The organism is Paenirhodobacter sp. CAU 1674 (assembly GCF_029222945.1).
In the GTDB taxonomy this organism is placed as follows: Bacteria; Pseudomonadota; Alphaproteobacteria; order Rhodobacterales; family Rhodobacteraceae; genus Rhodobacter.
The window spans coordinates 85,920-102,813 of the sequence record NZ_JARHUH010000001.1 but is presented as its reverse complement, the minus strand read 5'-3'; the positions used below and the strand labels follow the sequence as shown (position 1 = coordinate 102,813).

The 16,894-nt window shown below is 67.8% G+C and carries 16 protein-coding genes; 3 read left to right on the top strand and 13 right to left on the bottom strand.

The features are described 5' to 3' along the window. Positions 1–11: 11 nt before the first annotated feature. The 3 genes from P2G62_RS00480 to P2G62_RS00470 form a co-directional block, all read right to left on the bottom strand. Positions 12–671 (bottom strand): protein-L-isoaspartate(D-aspartate) O-methyltransferase, encoded by a 660-nt coding sequence (locus P2G62_RS00480; RefSeq protein ID WP_275732887.1) that lies wholly within the window; start codon positions 669–671, stop codon positions 12–14. Then, a complete protein-coding gene (gene surE / locus P2G62_RS00475) occupies positions 668–1,453 on the bottom strand; it encodes a 5'/3'-nucleotidase SurE (protein WP_275732886.1) in 786 nt (261 codons plus the stop codon). The genes P2G62_RS00480 and surE overlap by 4 nt, the downstream gene beginning before the upstream one ends. A 154-nt stretch (positions 1,454–1,607) precedes the next feature. Then, positions 1,608–2,279, bottom strand: a complete 672-nt coding sequence (locus P2G62_RS00470) for an SDR family NAD(P)-dependent oxidoreductase (protein WP_275732885.1) — start codon at positions 2,277–2,279, stop codon at positions 1,608–1,610. Between the two features lie 209 nt (positions 2,280–2,488). On the opposite strand from P2G62_RS00470, the gene P2G62_RS00465 reads away from it, so the two are divergent. After that, entirely contained in the window at positions 2,489–3,040 is a 552-nt protein-coding gene (locus P2G62_RS00465) for a biotin transporter BioY (RefSeq protein WP_275732884.1), read from the top strand. A 63-nt stretch (positions 3,041–3,103) separates the two neighbouring features. On the opposite strand, the gene P2G62_RS00460 is transcribed toward P2G62_RS00465, so the two are convergent. From P2G62_RS00460 to gltX, 3 genes are all read right to left on the bottom strand, one after another. Further along, the gene (locus tag P2G62_RS00460) at positions 3,104–3,523 is read right to left on the bottom strand and encodes a DUF1284 domain-containing protein (protein WP_275732883.1); all 420 of its coding nucleotides are present in this window, start codon (positions 3,521–3,523) and stop codon (positions 3,104–3,106) included. A gap of 146 nt (positions 3,524–3,669) precedes the next feature. Further along, positions 3,670–4,965: a citrate synthase gene (gene gltA, locus P2G62_RS00455; protein WP_275732882.1), complete on the bottom strand. Its 1,296-nt coding sequence runs from the start codon at positions 4,963–4,965 to the stop codon at positions 3,670–3,672. Positions 4,966–5,040: 75 nt separating this feature from the next. Continuing rightward, positions 5,041–6,441: a glutamate--tRNA ligase gene (gltX, locus tag P2G62_RS00450; RefSeq protein ID WP_275732881.1), complete on the bottom strand. Its 1,401-nt coding sequence runs from the start codon at positions 6,439–6,441 to the stop codon at positions 5,041–5,043. Positions 6,442–6,549: 108 nt separating this feature from the next. Between gltX and P2G62_RS00445 the strand changes: the two genes are divergently transcribed. Next, entirely contained in the window at positions 6,550–8,712 is a 2,163-nt protein-coding gene (locus P2G62_RS00445; protein WP_275732880.1) for a ComEC/Rec2 family competence protein, read from the top strand. Between the two features lie 88 nt (positions 8,713–8,800). On the opposite strand, the gene lexA is transcribed toward P2G62_RS00445, so the two are convergent. From lexA to P2G62_RS00415, 6 genes are all read right to left on the bottom strand, one after another. Beyond that, positions 8,801–9,508 carry a transcriptional repressor LexA gene (gene lexA, locus P2G62_RS00440; protein ID WP_275732879.1) on the bottom strand — a complete coding sequence of 236 codons (708 nt, stop codon included), beginning with the start codon at positions 9,506–9,508 and terminating at the stop codon, positions 8,801–8,803. A gap of 123 nt (positions 9,509–9,631) precedes the next feature. Further along, positions 9,632–10,813: a gephyrin-like molybdotransferase Glp gene (gene glp / locus P2G62_RS00435; RefSeq protein ID WP_275732878.1), complete on the bottom strand. Its 1,182-nt coding sequence runs from the start codon at positions 10,811–10,813 to the stop codon at positions 9,632–9,634. Then, the gene (gene moaC / locus P2G62_RS00430; protein ID WP_275732877.1) at positions 10,810–11,286 is read right to left on the bottom strand and encodes a cyclic pyranopterin monophosphate synthase MoaC; all 477 of its coding nucleotides are present in this window, start codon (positions 11,284–11,286) and stop codon (positions 10,810–10,812) included. Before moaC ends, glp begins: the two co-directional genes overlap by 4 nt. Continuing rightward, entirely contained in the window at positions 11,283–12,077 is a 795-nt protein-coding gene (gene trpC / locus P2G62_RS00425; RefSeq protein ID WP_275732876.1) for an indole-3-glycerol phosphate synthase TrpC, read from the bottom strand. The genes moaC and trpC overlap by 4 nt, the downstream gene beginning before the upstream one ends. After that, on the bottom strand, positions 12,074–13,096 hold the full coding sequence (gene trpD / locus P2G62_RS00420) for an anthranilate phosphoribosyltransferase (RefSeq protein WP_275732875.1): 1,023 nt from the start codon (positions 13,094–13,096) through the stop codon (positions 12,074–12,076). Before trpD ends, trpC begins: the two co-directional genes overlap by 4 nt. Next, the gene (locus P2G62_RS00415) at positions 13,093–13,680 is read right to left on the bottom strand and encodes an aminodeoxychorismate/anthranilate synthase component II (RefSeq protein WP_275732874.1); all 588 of its coding nucleotides are present in this window, start codon (positions 13,678–13,680) and stop codon (positions 13,093–13,095) included. The genes trpD and P2G62_RS00415 overlap by 4 nt, the downstream gene beginning before the upstream one ends. 165 nt (positions 13,681–13,845) lie before the next feature. On the opposite strand from P2G62_RS00415, the gene P2G62_RS00410 reads away from it, so the two are divergent. After that, positions 13,846–15,324 carry a divergent polysaccharide deacetylase family protein gene (locus P2G62_RS00410; RefSeq protein WP_275732873.1) on the top strand — a complete coding sequence of 493 codons (1,479 nt, stop codon included), beginning with the start codon at positions 13,846–13,848 and terminating at the stop codon, positions 15,322–15,324. A gap of 52 nt (positions 15,325–15,376) precedes the next feature. Here the strand turns inward: P2G62_RS00410 and trpE are convergent, their stop codons facing one another. Then, a complete protein-coding gene (gene trpE, locus P2G62_RS00405) occupies positions 15,377–16,885 on the bottom strand; it encodes an anthranilate synthase component I (protein WP_275732872.1) in 1,509 nt (502 codons plus the stop codon). Between the last annotated feature and the right edge of the window lie 9 nt (positions 16,886–16,894).

Sequence of the window (16,894 nt, the reverse complement as noted above, 5' to 3'; positions counted from 1 at the left end):
TGGCGGTATCATCAGTCGCTTGCCATGCCCTCGACAAGCGGCACGAAGCGCACGGGGCGCAGTTCCTCGTAATCGAAACCCGTATCCAGACGGCGCACCCGGATCAGGCTTTGCACCGTGTCCGACTGGCCTACAGGCAAAACCATGATACCGCCGATCTTGAGCTGCGACAACAGGGGGCCCGGCGGGTCTTCGGCGGCGGCAGTCACAAGAATACGATCAAACGGCGCCTGATCGGGCAATCCGCGCGACCCGTCGCCGGCGATTGTCACGATATTGGGGATGTGCAGGGTGCGGAACAGATCTTCGGCCTCGCGCGCCAGACGGCGGTGGCGGTCCACGGTATAGACCCGGCGCACCAGACCGGCCAGCACGGCCGCCTGATAGCCCGAGCCGGTGCCGACCTCGAGCACGGTATCGCGTGGCCCGGGCCGCAGCGCCTGGGTCATCAACCCTACCACCGACGGCTGCGAGATCGTCTGGCCGCAGGCAATCGGCAGCGGCATGTCTTCATAGGCGCGGTCGGCAAACAGCCCCTTGACGAAAAGCCCGCGATCGACGCGTTCCATCGCGCCCAGAACGCGCGCATCGGTCACGCCCTTGGAGCGCAGCGCGAAGAGGAAGCGCATCTTGCGCTCGGCCAGATCCTCCTCTTCGGGCAGATCGTTCATCCCAGGCGCGCCTCCAGATCGGTCAGAACCTCATGCGCGGTCAGATCGGCGCGCATCGGCGTGATCGAGATGTAACCGTCCAGATTGACCGCCGCATCGGTGCCCGGCGCGGTGGCCGTGTGCTGCGGGCCGCCCTTGATCCACAAGAAGCGCCGCCCCGTGGGCGAATGGTGCGGTTCGACCCCGAAGAAGCTGTCGGTGCGATAGCCCTGCGCCGCGACCTTGTGGCCCTTGACCTTCGCCGCCGGAACCGGCGGGAAGTTGACGTTATAAAACACCCGGTAGGGGCCATCGTCCCAGACGCCGTTTTCCCACAGCTTGCGCACCAGCGCGGGGCCATGCACGCGCGCGGCCTCGAACGGATCGTCGAGCGAGAACACGTCCGGCCCGAGGAACTGGCTCAGCGCGATTGCCGGGATGCCCTGCAGCGCCCCCTCCATCGCGCCGCCGAGCGTGCCGGAATAAAGCGCGTTCTCGGCCGAATTGTTGCCCCGGTTCACCCCCGACAAGATCAGGTCGGGGCGCCCGTCCTTCAGCACATCGTAAAGCCCCGCCAGCACGCAATCGGCGGGGCTGCCCTCGGCCGCATAGCGGCGGGGCGCGAGCTTGGCGATCATCATCGGGTGGGTGTAGCTGATGCAATGCGCCACGCCCGATTGCTCGAACGCGGGCGCCACGGTCCAGACCTCGCCGTCCGGTCCGGCCAGTTCGGTGGCGATATGGTGCAACACCTCAAGGCCCGGCGCGTTGATACCATCGTCGTTGGTGATGAGAATGCGCATGCCGCCCCCTTGATTGCCTTTGCCCCTGCTTAGCGCGGGGGCGGCGGGGCGTAAAGCGCTTGGCCGCGTCGCTGCGGATTATCCGGCAGGCGGTGTTTTCAGGCACACGCAAATGCCTTCGGCAGAAGTATTTAGGGCAAGATGAATGCCGCGGTCAAAGCCCGGCCACGATCCGCGCGGCTTCGATCCGGCAATCGGTCAGCGCGGCACGGTCTTCGCCGGGGAAGAAGCGCGCACGGGTGGCGGTGGGCATCGGCGCCGGCGTGTCGATCAGGACGCGGGGGCCGATCTTGGCATTCTCGGCCTGCCAGCTGCGCACCAGGGCCATCTGCGCGGCCTTGGTCGCCCCGTAAGCGCCGAAGAATTTCTCGCCGCCACACGGATCGTCGAAGAACAGCGCCGTGCCATCGCCCGCGCGCAGCAGCGGTTCGATCAGCGGCAGGAGCGTGGCCGTCGCCGCAAGATTGGTGGCGATGGATTTCGTCATGTCCTTGGGGTCGATATGCGCAGCCGGGGTCAGCGGCGCGGCATGCACCGCGCAATGTGCCCAAAGCTGGACCCCGCCCCAGCGGGCCGCAATCGAACTGGCCAGATGTTTCATCTGATCGGCATCGGTCACGTCCAGCGGCGCGAGCGTCGCGCTGCCGCCTGCGGCCTGAATCCGGTCGTCCAGTTCCTCCAGCGCGCCAACGGTGCGCGCCACCGCCATCACATGCCAGCCCGCGGCGGCAAGCGCCTCGGCCAGGGCGCTGCCCAACCCGCGCGAGGCGCCGGTGACAAGAGCCAGTTTCTTGGGTTCGGACGGGGTGTGATCTGCGGTGCTCATGGCGGTTCTTTGGCAGAGCGCGCAGGCCCGTGCAAGAGGCTGCGCGCGTCCCGGGCTGCGGCGCGGCGGCGCAGCGCCTGTTTGCAAATTAGCGCGGCGCGGCACCGCGGCAGTTTGCAACGTCGCTGGATTGTCTGCGCAGGCGCGTTGACTTTGCAGCGGCCGCAGCCAAGGGTTCCGGCGCGAATTGGATGAACAGGGAGGTTCCTATGACGCTTTCGAAAGCTCTTGCGCCGGGTGCATCGCGGGGCGCGCGCGCCGCACAGGTTCTGGCAGGCACCGCGCTGCTGGCCGCGGCATCGCAGATTTCGGTGCCGATGTTTCCGGTGCCGATGACGCTGCAGACGCTGGCGGTGCTGAGCATCGGTATGGCGATGGGCACGCGGATGGGCGTGCTGACCGTGGCCGCCTGGCTGGCCGAGGGCTTCATGGGCCTGCCGGTGCTGGCCAATGGCGGGTCGACCGCGGCTTTCTTCGGACCCACGGCGGGCTTCCTGCTGGGCTTCGTGGCGATGGTGGCGGTGGCGGGGATCGCGGCGGATCGCGGCGTGAAATCCTTCCTGGGGCTGACCGTCGCCGGGCTGATTGCGGGTGTGGTGCTGTATGTGCCGGGTCTGGCCTGGCCCGCGCTGGTGATGGGCAAGGCGATGCCCGATCTGCTGGCGGGCTGGATGATGCCCTTCGTGCTGGGCGATATCGTGAAAGCGGTGCTGGCCGCGCTGATCGTTTCGGGCGGCTGGAGCTGGCTGGCCCGGCGCTGAGCCCTGCGGGACACTGCGAAACGCCGCCCCGTCCGGGCGGCGTTTTTGTTTTTTAGCAAGATATTACGCGCCGTTCTTCAAACGTTTCAGCGCCGCCGCGCACATCCCGTATTGCAGCCACTGGCAGGGTGCGCAGATCCGTTCCAGCGCGTCATCGGGCAGGGCGCGCATCCGATCCAGTGCCGCGCCCCAGTTGAGCCTGTCTCCCGGCGCAAGCCTCATGGCCCGACTGTGCGCCGCGTCAAGCTGTGCGATCCGCTGCGCGCTTTCACACCCCTCTCCACGCCGCGAAGGACAGGGGGCGCAGATGTCGTCGGCGCTATCCTGCACCATGATCTCGACCGCCTCGCCGCCCGGTGCGCGCAGCCGGTCCATCACGATCGCCGCCATGTTCGCGGTGAACTCCGGCGAATAGCCTTTGCCCTCGAAGCCCAGGGCGCACAGGAAATGATGCGGACGAAAGCGGAGCGGGGGCTGTGACATCGGCGCGGCGGTCCCGGTGGGCAGGGCAGGGTGAGTATTTGTGCCAAGAAGAAGCGAGGGTCTTTCTTCTTGGCATAAATACTCCTGCCGGAGGCAAAGAAAAGGGGCCGGAGGTTTCCCTCCGGCCCCGGGTTTTTCAGCGCAGATCAGCGCGCGTCGACATTGACGTAATCGCGCGCGACCGAGCCGGTGTAGAGCTGACGCGGACGGCCGATCTTGCCAGCCGGATCGCCGATCATCTCTTTCCACTGCGAGATCCAGCCGACGGTGCGCGACAGCGCGAAGATCGGCGTGAACATCGAGGTCGGGAAGCCCATCGCCTCGAGGATGATGCCCGAGTAGAAGTCGACGTTCGGGTAGAGTTTCTTCTCGACGAAATAGGGATCTTCGAGCGCGATCTTTTCCAGTTCCTTGGCGACCTGCAGCAGCGGGTTGTTGTGCACGCCCAGCAGATCCAGAACCTCGTCGGCCGATTCTTTCATGACCTTCGCGCGCGGGTCGAAGTTCTTGTAGACGCGGTGGCCGAAGCCCATCAGGCGGAACGGGTCGTTCTTGTCCTTCGCGCGGGCGACGAATTCAGGGATCCGGTCGACCGAGCCGATTTCGCGCAGCATTTCCAGGCAGGCCTGGTTGGCGCCGCCGTGGGCCGGGCCCCAGAGGCAGGCGATGCCGGCCGCGATACAGGCGAAGGGGTTGGCCCCCGACGAGCCGGCCAGACGCACGGTCGAGGTCGAGGCGTTCTGTTCGTGATCGGCATGCAGCGTGAAGATCCGGTCCATCGCCTTGGCCAGCGCGGGCTGCACGGTGTAGGGCTCGGCCGGGACCGAGAAGCACATGTGCAGGAAGTTCGACGCATAGTCGAGGTCGTTGCGCGGATAGACGAAGGGCTGACCGATCGAATATTTATAGGCCCAGGCGGCGATCGTCGGCAGTTTCGCGATCAGGCGCATCGAGGCGACCTCGCGCTGCCAGGGATCGTTGATGTCGAGGCTGTCGTGGTAGAAGGACGACAGCGCGCCGACCACGCCCACCATGGTGGCCATCGGGTGCGCGTCACGACGGAAGCCGCGGAAGAAATACTGGATCTGCTCGTGCAGCATGGTGTGACGGGTGATCCGGTATTCGAAATCTTCCATCTGCTGGCGGTTCGGCAGTTCGCCGTTCAGCAGCAGATAGCAGACTTCCAGATAATGCGATTTCTCGGCCAGCTGTTCGATCGGATAGCCGCGATACAGCAGTTCGCCCTTGTCGCCGTCGATATAGGTGATGGCCGATTCACAGGCGGCGGTCGAGGTGAAGCCCGGGTCGAAGGTGAACACATCGGCCTGACCGTAGAGCTTGCGGATGTCGAGCACATCGGGCCCGACGCTGGGCGAAAGCACCGGGAGGTCGTAGGTCTTGCCGTCAAGCGTCAGCGTGGCGGTTCTTTTTGTATCGGCCATGTGGGTCCCTTTCCTGTCGTCCGGCTGGGCTTGCCGGCATATATCTTCCGGAGGTTCCGGAAAGGCGGCCCGCCCTCAGGCCGCCTGATCGTCCAACCTGGCCAGAGTTTCATCGCGGCCAAGAACAAGCATCATATCGAATACGCTGGGCGTCACGGACCGCCCTGCCAGAGCGGCGCGCAGAGGTCCGGCGAGCTTCCCGAAGCCCAGCCCGTGTGCCTGCGCCACCGCATTCAGAGTGGCCTCCAATTCATCCCGCGTCCAGCTAGCATTTTGCAACTGCGGCGTCAATTCTTTCAGTATACCACGGGATACCGGATCAAGAGTTTTCTGCGCCTTCTCATCCGGGGCGATGGGGCGCGAAGCCAGAACAAATTCCGCCTTTTCAAGCAGTTCCGGGAAGGTTTTCGCGCGTTCTTTCAGGCAATACATCGCCCGTTCCAGCCCGTCACGCTGTGCCGTGGTCAGCGCTGGTTTGTCTGCGGCGGCCAGATAGCCCTCGATTTCACGCACAAGTGCAGCATCTTCGGCCACGGCGATATGCTGGCCGCACAGGTTTTCGAGCTTTTTGAAATCGAGCCGCGCCGGCGCGCGGCCGATTCCTTCCAGATTGAACCAGTCGCGGGCCTGCGCATCGGTGAAGAATTCGTCGTCGCCATGGCTCCAGCCAAGCCGCGTCAGGTAGTTGCGCATCCCCGCCGCCGGGTAGCCCATCGCCTGATATTCCTCCAGGCCCACGGCGCCGTGGCGTTTGGACAATTTCTTGCCGTCGGGACCATGAATCAGCGGGATATGCGCAAAGACCGGCACGTCCCAGCCCATCGCGTTATAGACCTGCACCTGCCGCGCGGCATTGGTCAGGTGATCGTCGCCGCGGATCACATGGGTCACGCCCATGTCGTGATCGTCGACGACCACCGCCAGCATATAGGTGGGCGTCCCGTCCGAGCGCAGGCAGACCATGTCGTCCAGCTGATCGTTCTTGAATGTCACCGTGCCCTGCACCTTGTCCTCGATCACCGTGGCGCCCTCGCGCGGGGCTTTCAGGCGGATCACATAGGGCGCGTCGGGGTGGCTGGCCGGGTCGGCATCGCGCCAGGGCGACTGGAACAGGGTCGAGCGGCCCTCGGCCCGGGCGGCCTCGCGGAAGGCCTCGATTTCTTCTTGCGTCGAGAAGCATTTATAGGCCGCGCCGCGCGCCAGCATCTCGCGCGCGACCTCGGCATGACGCGCGCGGCCTTCGAACTGGCTGACCACCTCGCCGTCGTAATCGAGCCCGAGCCAGTCGAGCCCTTTCAGGATCGCCGCCGTCGCCGCGGGGGTGGAGCGTTCGCGGTCGGTATCCTCGATCCGCAGCAGGAAGGTGCCGCCATGGCCGCGCGCGAACAGCCAGTTGAACAGCGCGGTGCGCGCGCCGCCGATATGCAGATAGCCGGTGGGCGAGGGGGCGAAACGGGTGACGATCTTGTCCGACATCGGGGGCCTTTCTGCGCCGCTTCGGGGGCGGCGTTAACCTTTTGGAAACCATGAAGCCCGTAGGCTTGCTTGGCTGAATGCATAAGTGGCGCGGGCCGGAGAAACAAGGTGCAGGCACAGGCCGAAAGCGGCGGGATCGGGGATATGCGCGGGCCGGCGGGGCCGAAGGCCGCGCTGCGGGCCCGGCTTGCCGGGGCGGGCGGGCGTGCGCTCCGGGGCGCGGTCGCCGGGCTGGGCGATCCGGCAGCGGCGCTGGTGCGCGCGCAGCTTGATCTGATCCTCTGGGCGCCGGTCGCGCTGTCGCTCGGGATCGGCGGCTATTTCCTGTGGCCCGGCGAACCCGGCCTGCCCGGCCTTGCGCTTGCGGTGGCGGGGGCCGTGCTGGGCGCCGGGCTGTGGCTGCGCGGCGCGGCATGGGGGCTGGAACCTGCGCGCTTTCCCGCAGCCCTGTTGATGTTGGCGCTATGCGGGGGGCTGCTGGCAAGTGCGCGGGCGCATTCGGTCGCCGCGCCGGTCCTTGGCTTTCGGTATTACGGTCCGGTCGAGGGGCGGGTGGTCAAGATCGACCGCTCGGCCAGCGACCGGCTGCGGCTGACGCTCGATCAGCCGGTGCTCAGCGGCGTCGATCCTGCGCGCACGCCGGCGCGGCTGCGGGTCTCGTTGCATGGCGACCAGACGCATCTGGACCCGATGCCGGGGCTGCGGGTGATGCTGACCGCAAATCTGGGCCCGCCGCCCCCGCCGACAGAGCCCGGCTCGTATGATTTCCGCCGCCATTTCTGGTTCGAACAGCTGGGCGCCGTGGGCTATACCCGCGCGCCGGTGATGGTGCTGGAACCGCCCGCACCGGGGCAATGGGCGCTGGCAGGGCACCGGCTGCGGATGCGGCTGTCGCAGGCGATTCAGGCCCGCATTCCCGGTCAGGCGGGCGCGGTGGCGGCGGCATTGATGACGGGCGACCGCGCGGGCATCACCGAGGCGACGAACGAGGCGATGCGCGCGGCCAACCTGGCGCATATCATCGCGATTTCGGGTCTGCACATGGGGTTGCTGGCCGGGTTCGTCTTTGCCGCCGTGCGCTACGGTCTGGCGGCCTTGGGGCGGCCCGCGCTGATCTGGCCGGTTAAGAAAATCGCTGCCGTCGTCGCGCTGCTGGCCGCCAGTGCCTATCTATGGGTAGCCGGGCCGCAGGTTGCAACGCAGCGCGCCTATCTGATGACGGGTGTCATGCTGCTGGCGGTGCTGTTCGACCGCCGCGCGATTTCGCTGCGCACCGTGGCACTGGCGGCGCTGATATTGCTGCTGTGGCGCCCCGAAAGCCTGCTTTCGCCGGGGTTTCAGATGTCCTTTGCCGCAACGGTTGCCCTGATCGTGACCTATGGCGGATGGGGCCGGGTCGCGCCGCGCATTCCGATGCTGGCGCGCCCGGTGGTGATGCTGGTGCTGACCTCGCTGGTCGGGGGGATGGCGACCGGGCCGATCGCGGCGGCGCATTTTCACCGGATGCCGGAATACGGGCTGCTGGCGAACCTGCTGGCGGTGCCGGTGATGGGCACGCTGGTGATGCCGGCGGGCGTGATCGCGGCGCTGCTGGCGCCGCTAGGGTTGGCCGCGCCCGCGCTATGGGTGATGGAGCAGGGCACACGCTGGATGATCTTTGTGGCCGAATGGGTTGCCGGGCTGGAAGGGGCGGTGATCGCCGTGCCGCAGCCGCCCGCCTTCGTATTGCCGGCGCTGGCGCTGGGCGCAGTGGTCGCGGTGCTGGCGCGCGGCGCGGGGCGCAGTCTTGGCGGGCTTGCGATGGTTCTGGCGCTGGGGGGCTGGGCGGTGGCGGTGCGGCCCGTTCTGCTGATCGCGCCCGAGGCCACGCTGGTGGGGGTGATGACGCCGGCCGGGCGCGCGTTGTCCAAACCTGCCGCCGGTTTCATCGCCGAAAGCTGGCTCGAGGCTGATGGTGACGGGGCAACCCGCGATGAGGCCGCCTTGCGTCCGGGTTTTGAGGGGCCAAGGAACGCCCGCGTGGCGCGCTTGCCCGATGGTCGCGCGCTGGTGCATCTGAGCGGCAAGGGCGCGGCCGGGCGTCTGGCAGAGCACTGCCACGGCGGCGCGCTGGTGGTTCTGGCGGCGAAGGCGCCGCCCGACGATCACCCTGGGTGTGATCTGTGGGACGAGACCCGTCTGGCCACAAGCGGGGCAGTAGCAATCGCGGCGGATGGCCAGATGCACACCAGTGCCAAGGTGACTGGCGCGCGACTTTGGACCGGGCGCTAGGCCCCGCCTGCGGAGGCCAGAACACCGGACCCAAACACCGGAGCGGAGCCTCCGGCGGGAGTATTTGCGCGAAGGTGAAAGGGCGGCGTCAGTAGCTGCGGATCAGCCCGACCAGGCGGCCCTGTACCTTGACCTGATCGTCGCGCAACATCCGGGTTTCATAGGCGGGGTTGGCGGCTTCAAGCGCGATCATCCCGTTGCGCCGGTAGAAGCGTTTCAGCGTGGCCTCGTGCCCCTCGACCAGCGCCACGACGATGTCGCCATTGTCGGCGGTGGTCTGTTCGCGGATCACCACGATGTCGCCATCGTTGATCCCGGCCTCGATCATACTGTCGCCCTTGACTTCGAGCGCGTAATGCTCGCCGCGTCCCGACAGCATCGTGCCGGGCACCGCGACGTGATGCGAGACTTCGGAGATTGCCTCGATCGGCACCCCGGCGGCGATCCGCCCCATTACCGGCAGTTCGATCGCGCCTGCGGATTCCACCGCCATCGCGCCGCGCGGCGGATCGGTGCGATCGCCTTCGATCACGCGGGGGGTAAAGCCCGGCTTCGGCTGGGCGCTATCGGCTTTTTCCAGAGCTTCGGGCAGTTTCACGATCTCGATCGCGCGGGCCCGGTGCGCCAGACGGCGGATGAAGCCGCGTTCTTCCAGCGCAGTGATAAGCCGGTGAATCCCGGATTTCGACCGCAGATCCAGCGCATCCTTCATTTCATCGAACGAAGGCGGAACACCGTCACGCGCCATGCGTTTTTGAATGAAATCCAGCAGTTCCAGTTGCTTACGCGTCAGCATTGCGGTCCCTCCGGTCAATCGCCCACCCGGCGTTCCCCTAAGGTTCTAGCGCTGTTCCCGGTTCGTGTCAATAATTTGCGCCATCCCGACGTCGTGACCCTTGCCCTTGTGGCAAGGGGGCGCTCAGATCGGCAGATAGTCGACAACCTCGCCCGCGCGGCGCGGGCCGTCCCCCAGCGGGCGGATCAGCAGCGCGTCGGCTTCGGCCAGGATGCCCAGACGCGCGCTGTCCTGGCTGTCGAACGGGGTGATGACCGGCAGGCCATCGGTCGGGCCGAGGCGGGCGCGCATGTAATGCGTGCGCGGTCCGGTGGGGCCGGTGTCGGCGCCCAGCACCGCGCGCGCGGTGCGGTGAACCCCGGGCAGCCCCTGCATCGCGGCCAGCATCGGCAGCAGGAACAGGTGCGCGCAGACCGTGGCCGAAACCGGATTGCCGGGCAGGCCCAGCATCGCCGCACGGCCCATCCGCCCCGCCATCAGCGGTTTGCCCGGGCGCATCGCGATCTTCCAGAAGGCGCGCTCCAGCCCCAGATCGGTGGCGACCTTGCCGACCAGATCATGTTCGCCCACCGAGGCGCCGCCCGAGGTCACGATCAGATCGGCGCCTTCGGCAAGGCCGAAGACCGTGCGCAGGCTGGCCTCGGTATCGCGCGCAATCGGCAGCATCCGCACCTCGGCGCCCGCGGCTTCGGCCAGCGCTGCCAGCACGAAATTGTTCGAGCACAGGATCTGGTCGGGGCCGGGGGTCTCGCCCGGCATCACCAACTCATCCCCCGTCGCGATGATTGCCACGACAGGGCGGCGATAGACCGTCACCTCGGGCACGTTCATTGCCGCCAGCAGCCCCAGGACCCGGGCGTCAAGCCGGCGCGGCGCAGAAAGTTGGTCGCCCCGTGTGAAATCCTGCCCACGGGGGCGGATATTGTCGTGGCTTTCAAGGTCTTGCGACAAGGTGATCGTGTCGCCGTCGCGGGTCACATGTTCCTGCAGCACGACCACGCCGCCGTCGCGCGGCACCGGCGCGCCGGTGAAGATGCGCAGCGCCTGGCCGGGGGCAACCGGCGCAGACCAGCCCCGCCCGGCGGCCGACTGGCCCTCGACCCGCAGCGTGGCGCCGGGCCGGTGATCGGCGGCGTCGATCCAGTAGCCATCCATCGCCGAAGCGGAAAACGGCGGTTGGGTCAGCGCCGCCGTGGCGGGCGTGGCCAGAACCCGGCCCGCCGCGCGGCGCAGGGCCACGGTTTCGGTGGGCAGGGGGGCGACAAGCGCCAGAACGCGGGCCAGCGCCTCTTCGACTGAAATCATCGTTCTGCCTCGTACCGGCCGGATTTGCCGCCGTCTTTCAGGGTGACCTGAATGCCCTCGATCCGCATCGACTTTTCCACGGCCTTCAGCATGTCATAGACCGTCAGCGCCGCGACCGACACGGCGGTCAGCGCCTCCATCTCGACGCCGGTCTGGCCGGTGGTCTTGACGGTCGCGGAGATCCGCACGCCGGGCAGGGCGGGGTCCGGCGTCAGATCCAGCGCGACCTTGGTGATCGGCAGCGGATGGCACAGCGGGATCAGATCGGCGGTCTTCTTGGTCGCCATGATCCCCGCGACCCGCGCGATGCCCAGCACGTCGCCCTTCTTCGCCGTGCCGTCCAGCACATAGGCCAGGGTTTCGGGCGTCATCACCACGCAGCCCTCGGCCACGGCCACGCGCGCGGTCACCTGCTTGTCCGAGACATCGACCATATGGGCCTGACCGGCGGCGTCGAAATGGCTCAGGCTCATGCGGCCTCCAGCAGGGCACGGGTGGCGGCGGCGACATCGGCCTGCCGCATCAGGCTTTCGCCGATCAGGAAGCGGCGCGCGCCGACGGCGGCCATCGCGGCCATGTCGGCGCGGGTGAAGATGCCGCTTTCGCAGACCAGATCGCGGCCCTCGGCCAGGATCGCGGGCGCGAGCTGCCGGGTCACATCCAGCGTCACCTCGAAGGTTTTCAGGTTGCGGTTGTTCACTCCCAGAAGCGGCGATTTCAGGTGTTTCAAGGCGCGCTCCAGCTCGGGGGCGTCATGCACCTCGATCAGCACATCCATCCCCCAGCTGAAGGCCGCGTCTTCCAGCTCGACCGCCAGCGCATCTTCGACTGAAGCCATGATAATCAGGATGCAATCGGCGCCCCAGGCGCGCGCCTCGGCGACCTGATAGGTGTCATACAGAAAATCCTTGCGCAGCGCGGGCAGGGTGCAGGCGCCGCGCGCCGCGCGCAGGAATTCCGGCGCGCCCTGAAAGCTGGGCGCATCGGTCAGCACCGACAGGCAGGCCGCACCGCCCGCCTGATAGGCCTGCGCCAATGCGGGCGGGTCGAAATCGGGGCGGATCAACCCTTTGGAGGGGCTGGCCTTCTTGATTTCGGCAATCAGGCCATAGCCGGTCGCGGCCTTATCGGCCAGCGCCCGGGCAAAGCCGCGGGTCGGATCGGCGGCGCGGGCCTCGGCCTCGACCTCGCCCAGGGGGCGGGCGGCCTTGGCGGCGGCCACTTCCTCCAGCTTGTAGGCCTTGATCTTGTCGAGAATGTTCATGCCGCAACCTCTTGCGTGATCCGGGCAAGGGTTTCGAGCGCGCGGTTTGCCGCGCCGCTGTCGATGCTGTGCGCGGCCATCTCGGCACCCGCTTTCAGATCGGCCACCTTGTCGGCCACCACCAGCGCGGCAGCGGCATTCAGCAGCACCGCGTCGCGGTAGGCGGATTTTTCGCCCGCAAACAACGCCCGGATCGCGGCGGCGTTTTCGGCAGGCGTGCCGCCGACGATGTCCTTGAACGGATGCACCGGCAGGCCCGCGTCTTCGGGGTGGATCGTGCGCCCGGTGATCTTGCCACCGTCCAGCACCGCGACCTCGGTCGTGCCGGTGATGGTGATCTCGTCGGTGCCGTCCGAGCCATGCACCAGCCAGGCCTTTTCAGTGCCCAGCATCTGCAGGGTTTCGGCCATCGGGAAGATCAGGTCGGGGGCGAAGGCGCCGGTCAGCTGACGCTTGACGCCGGCCGGGTTGGTCAGCGGCCCAAGGATGTTGAAGATCGTCTTGCAGCCGAGTTCCGCGCGCACCGGCCCGACATGGCGCATCGCCGGGTGGTGGATCTGCGCCATCATGAAGCCGATGCCCGCCTCGGCCAGTCCGCGTTCGGTCGCCACGGGGCCGGCCATCACGTCGATCCCCAGTTCGGATTGCACATCCGCCGTGCCGGATTTCGAGCTGGCCGCGCGGTTGCCGTGCTTGGCCACCGGCACGCCCGCGCCCGCCACCACAAAGGCCGTCGCGGTCGAGATATTGAGCGTATGCATCCCGTCGCCGCCGGTGCCAACGATGTCCATCGCCCCTTCGGGCGCCGTGACCGGCACGCATTTGGCGCGCATCGCGGCGGCGGCGGCGGCATATTCGGCCACCGATTCCCCGCGCGCGCGCAGCGCCATCAGAAAGCCGCCGATCTGGGCGGGCGTCGCCTCGCCGTTGAACAGGATCTCGAACGCGGTCTCGGCCTGGGCGCGCGACAGCGGCCCTTCCGAGGCCGCATAGATCAGCGGTTTCATCGCGTCGCTCATGCGCTCACCTTCACTTTCGCGTCCTCGAGGAAATTGCGGATCATCTGGTGACCGTGTTCCGAGGCAATGGATTCGGGGTGGAACTGCACCCCCTCGATCGGTTTTTCGCGGTGCCGCAGGCCCATGATCATGCCGTCTTCCAGCCAGGCGGTGACTTCCAGACAGTCGGGCAGGGTGGCGCGATCGACGATCAGGCTGTGATAGCGGGTCGCCTGGAACGGGCTGGGCAGGCCGCGGAACACGCCTTTTCCGGCGTGATGGATGGTGCCCATCTTGCCATGCACGATTTCGCCCGCGCGCACGACATGGCCGCCGAAGGCCTCGCCGATGGTCTGATGGCCCAGACACACGCCCAGCAGCGGCACGTTTGCCTCGGCGGCGGCCAGGGTCAGCGGCAGGCAGATCCCGGCGGCCGAGGGGTCGCAGGGCCCGGGGGACAAAACGATCGCCTCGGCGCCCATGCCCATCGCCTGCTGCACATCCAGCGCGTCATTGCGCACGACCTTCACATCGGCGCCCAATTCCCCGAAATAATGCACGAGGTTGTAGGTAAAGCTGTCGTAATTGTCGATGAGCAGAAGCATGGCGTCGCTTTTCCCGTGTGCCGCCCGGATTCAGGGGGTGAACCGGGAATTTCGTCGCGCTATAGATGTTCAGAGCGATGCGCCGGGGTCAAGGGCCGTGGGTCGGTTTTGACCTGTGTTTCGGGCCCCGAGGCGGTTGAACGAGCTGGATTCGAGGGGTGAGGCATGGGGCGCGGAGTAATCGCGGGCTTGGGCGTGGGCAGCCTGATGACGGTCGTCGGGCTGGGGGCGGCATCGCTGATGGCGCCGGTACCGCAGGCGCCCCGCGTTCTGGCCCTGCCGGTCCCGGATGTCGGAAGCGCGGGGGATGCGGCGGGCGATCCGACGATTGTCACCGTGCCGCAGGGCTCGGAATTCGCGCGCAGCGGCACCGACCGCGTGCCGCAATTGCCCACGCCGCAGTCGACGCCGGTCGGTGCCGCCGCGCCGCAGGTGGCGGCGCCCGTTGCCACGCCCGACCCGAAGCTGGCCGTGGTCGACCCGGGCGCGCGCCCCGAGGCGGGCATGCCCGCGCCCGCCCCGCAAACCGCCCCGGAAACGCCGATGGCCGCGCTTGATGCCCTGCCGGTGCCCGAGGCGCCGGTGCCGGTTCCACCGCCGGGCGAGGTGGAAACCCCGCAACTGCCGCAAGCCGAGGCCGAGGCGACCCGCCCCGCCACGCCCGCGGCCCCGCCGCAGATCGAACCCGCGCCGACGCCCGCCCCGGTTCTGGCGCCTGTGCCGCCCGCCGAGATCGTGCTTTTGCCCGATGGCACCCCGGCGCGCCCCGATCTGGTGCCCGCGCCAGCCGAACCCGTGCCGGAAACCCCCACGATGCCTGCCGAGGCCATGGACAGGCCGCAGGTCTTCACCCTTGATACGCCGTCGCCGGGCTTCACCGAAGCGCCGGGCGTGCTGACCAACCGGCTGCCGCGGATCGGGGACGCCCCTGCCGCGCAGGACGATCCGGGTGTGCAGGGCGCGGGCGCGTTGAGCGACTATGCCGCGCCATTCAGCCATGATGACGCCCGCCCGCTGTATTCCGTGGTATTGGTCGATCCGGGGGTCGAGGCCGGCGGGCTGGACCGGAACACGCTGAAAACCATCGGCTTTCCGGTGACCATTGCGCTTGACCCGATGCGCGCGGGCGCGGCCGAGGCGGCGCGGGATTATCGCGCGGCGGGGTTCGAGGTGGCCATTCTGGCCGCCCCCCTGCCGCAGGGCGCAACGGCCGCCGATCTGGAAGTGGCGCTGGAAAGCTGGCGTGCGGCGGTCCCCGAGGCGGTGGCGCTGGTCGAACCGGCGCGCCCGGTGCTGCAAAACAACCGCCTGCTGGCGCAGCAGATGACCCGGATTCTGGCGCAGGACGGTCTGGGGCTGGTGACGCAGGATCAGGGGTTGAACGCCGCCGCCCAGCTGGCCACGAGCGAAGGGCTGCCGCAGGCGGTGCTGTGGCGTGTGCTCGATGCCAACCGCGACCGCGCCGCCGCGATCGAACGGACGCTGTCGCGCGCGGTGTTCGAGGCGCAGCGCGACGGCCATGTCGCGGTGATGCTGACGGCCTGGCCGGAATCGGTCGCCGGGCTGATGAACTGGGCGCAGGGCGCGACCGGCAGCGTGGCCCTGGCGCCGGTGTCGGCCCTGGCGCTGCAATCCGTGAACTGAAAAAGGCGGGCCCGGGTGCCCGCCTTTCTAAAGGGATTCCGAACCGTCAGGTTTAGCCGTTGCCGTGGCTGACGAACAGCCCCGCATCCTCGGCCGCCTTGCGCAGGGCCTTGGATTTGTTGACGGTTTCCTGGAATTCCGCCTCCGGGTCGCTGTCGAAGACCACACCGCCCCCGGCCTGGATATACAGCGTCTGATCCTTGATCACCGCCGTGCGCAGCGCGATGCACATGTCCATTTCGCCATTGGCCGCGAAATAGCCCACGCCGCCGCCATAGATGCCGCGCTTCTCGGGCTCCAGCTCGTCGATGATCTCCATCGCGCGGACCTTGGGCGCGCCCGAGACGGTGCCTGCGGGCAGCCCGGCCAGCAGGGCCGAAAGCGCATCCTCGCCCTCGGCCAGCTCGCCCACCACGTTCGACACGATATGCATGACGTGGCTGTACCGCTCGATGATGAACTTTTCGGTCGGTTTCACCGTGCCGATCTTGGCCACCCGGCCCACATCGTTGCGGCCCAGATCCAGCAGCATCAGATGCTCGGCCAGTTCCTTTTGGTCGGCCAGCAGATCGGCCTCCAGCGCGCGGTCCTCCTCGGGGGTGGCGCCGCGCGGGCGGGTGCCCGCGATCGGGCGGATCGTCACTTCGTTTTCACGCAGCCGCACCAGGATTTCCGGGCTGGCGCCGACGATCTGGAAGCCGCCGAAGTTCAGGAAGAACATGAAGGGCGAGGGGTTGGTGCGCCGCAGGCTGCGGTAAAGCGCGAAGGGCGGCAGCGGGAAATCCGCCGACCAGCGCTGCGCCGGAACCACCTGAAAGATGTCGCCCGCGCGGATATAGTCCTTGGCCTTCTCGACCGCGGCCTTGTAGCCCTCGGGGGTGAAGTTCGACCGCAGCGGGCCGACCTGCGCGGCCTCGCCCAGCGAACGGTTTTGCGCGGGGGCGCGGTCCAGATCGCGCAGCGCGTCCATCACCCGCTCGGCCGCCTGCGCATAGGCGGCGCGCGCCGACAGACCGGCGCCCTGGAAGGCCGGGGCGCAGAGCGTGACATCGCCCTTGACCCCGTCCAGCACCGCCACGACCGAAGGCCGCATCAGCACCGCATCGGGCACGCCCAGCGGGTCGGGGTTGACGTTGGGCAGATGCTCGACCAGCCTGATCATGTCATAGCCGAGATAGCCGAACAGCCCCGCGGCGGCGGCGGGCAGATCGTCGGGCATCTCGATGCGGCTTTCGGCGATCAGCGCGCGCAGGCTTTCGAACGGATGGCCGGGCAGGGGTTCGAACTTGTCTTCGAACCGGGCGGCGCGGTTGATGCGCGCCTGCGTTCCGCGGCATTCCCAGATCACGTCGGGCTTCATGCCGACCATCGAATAGCGCCCGCGCACTTCGCCGCCGGTCACCGATTCCAGCATGAAGGAATTGGGCGCCGCATCGGCCAGTTTCAGCATCAGTGAGACCGGCGTGTCCAGATCGGCGGCCAGACGCGCATAGACGAGCTGGTTCTTGCCTTCGGCCCAGGCCGCTTCGAACACCTCGAAGCTGGGAGAGAGTGCAACCACGTCCGGTCT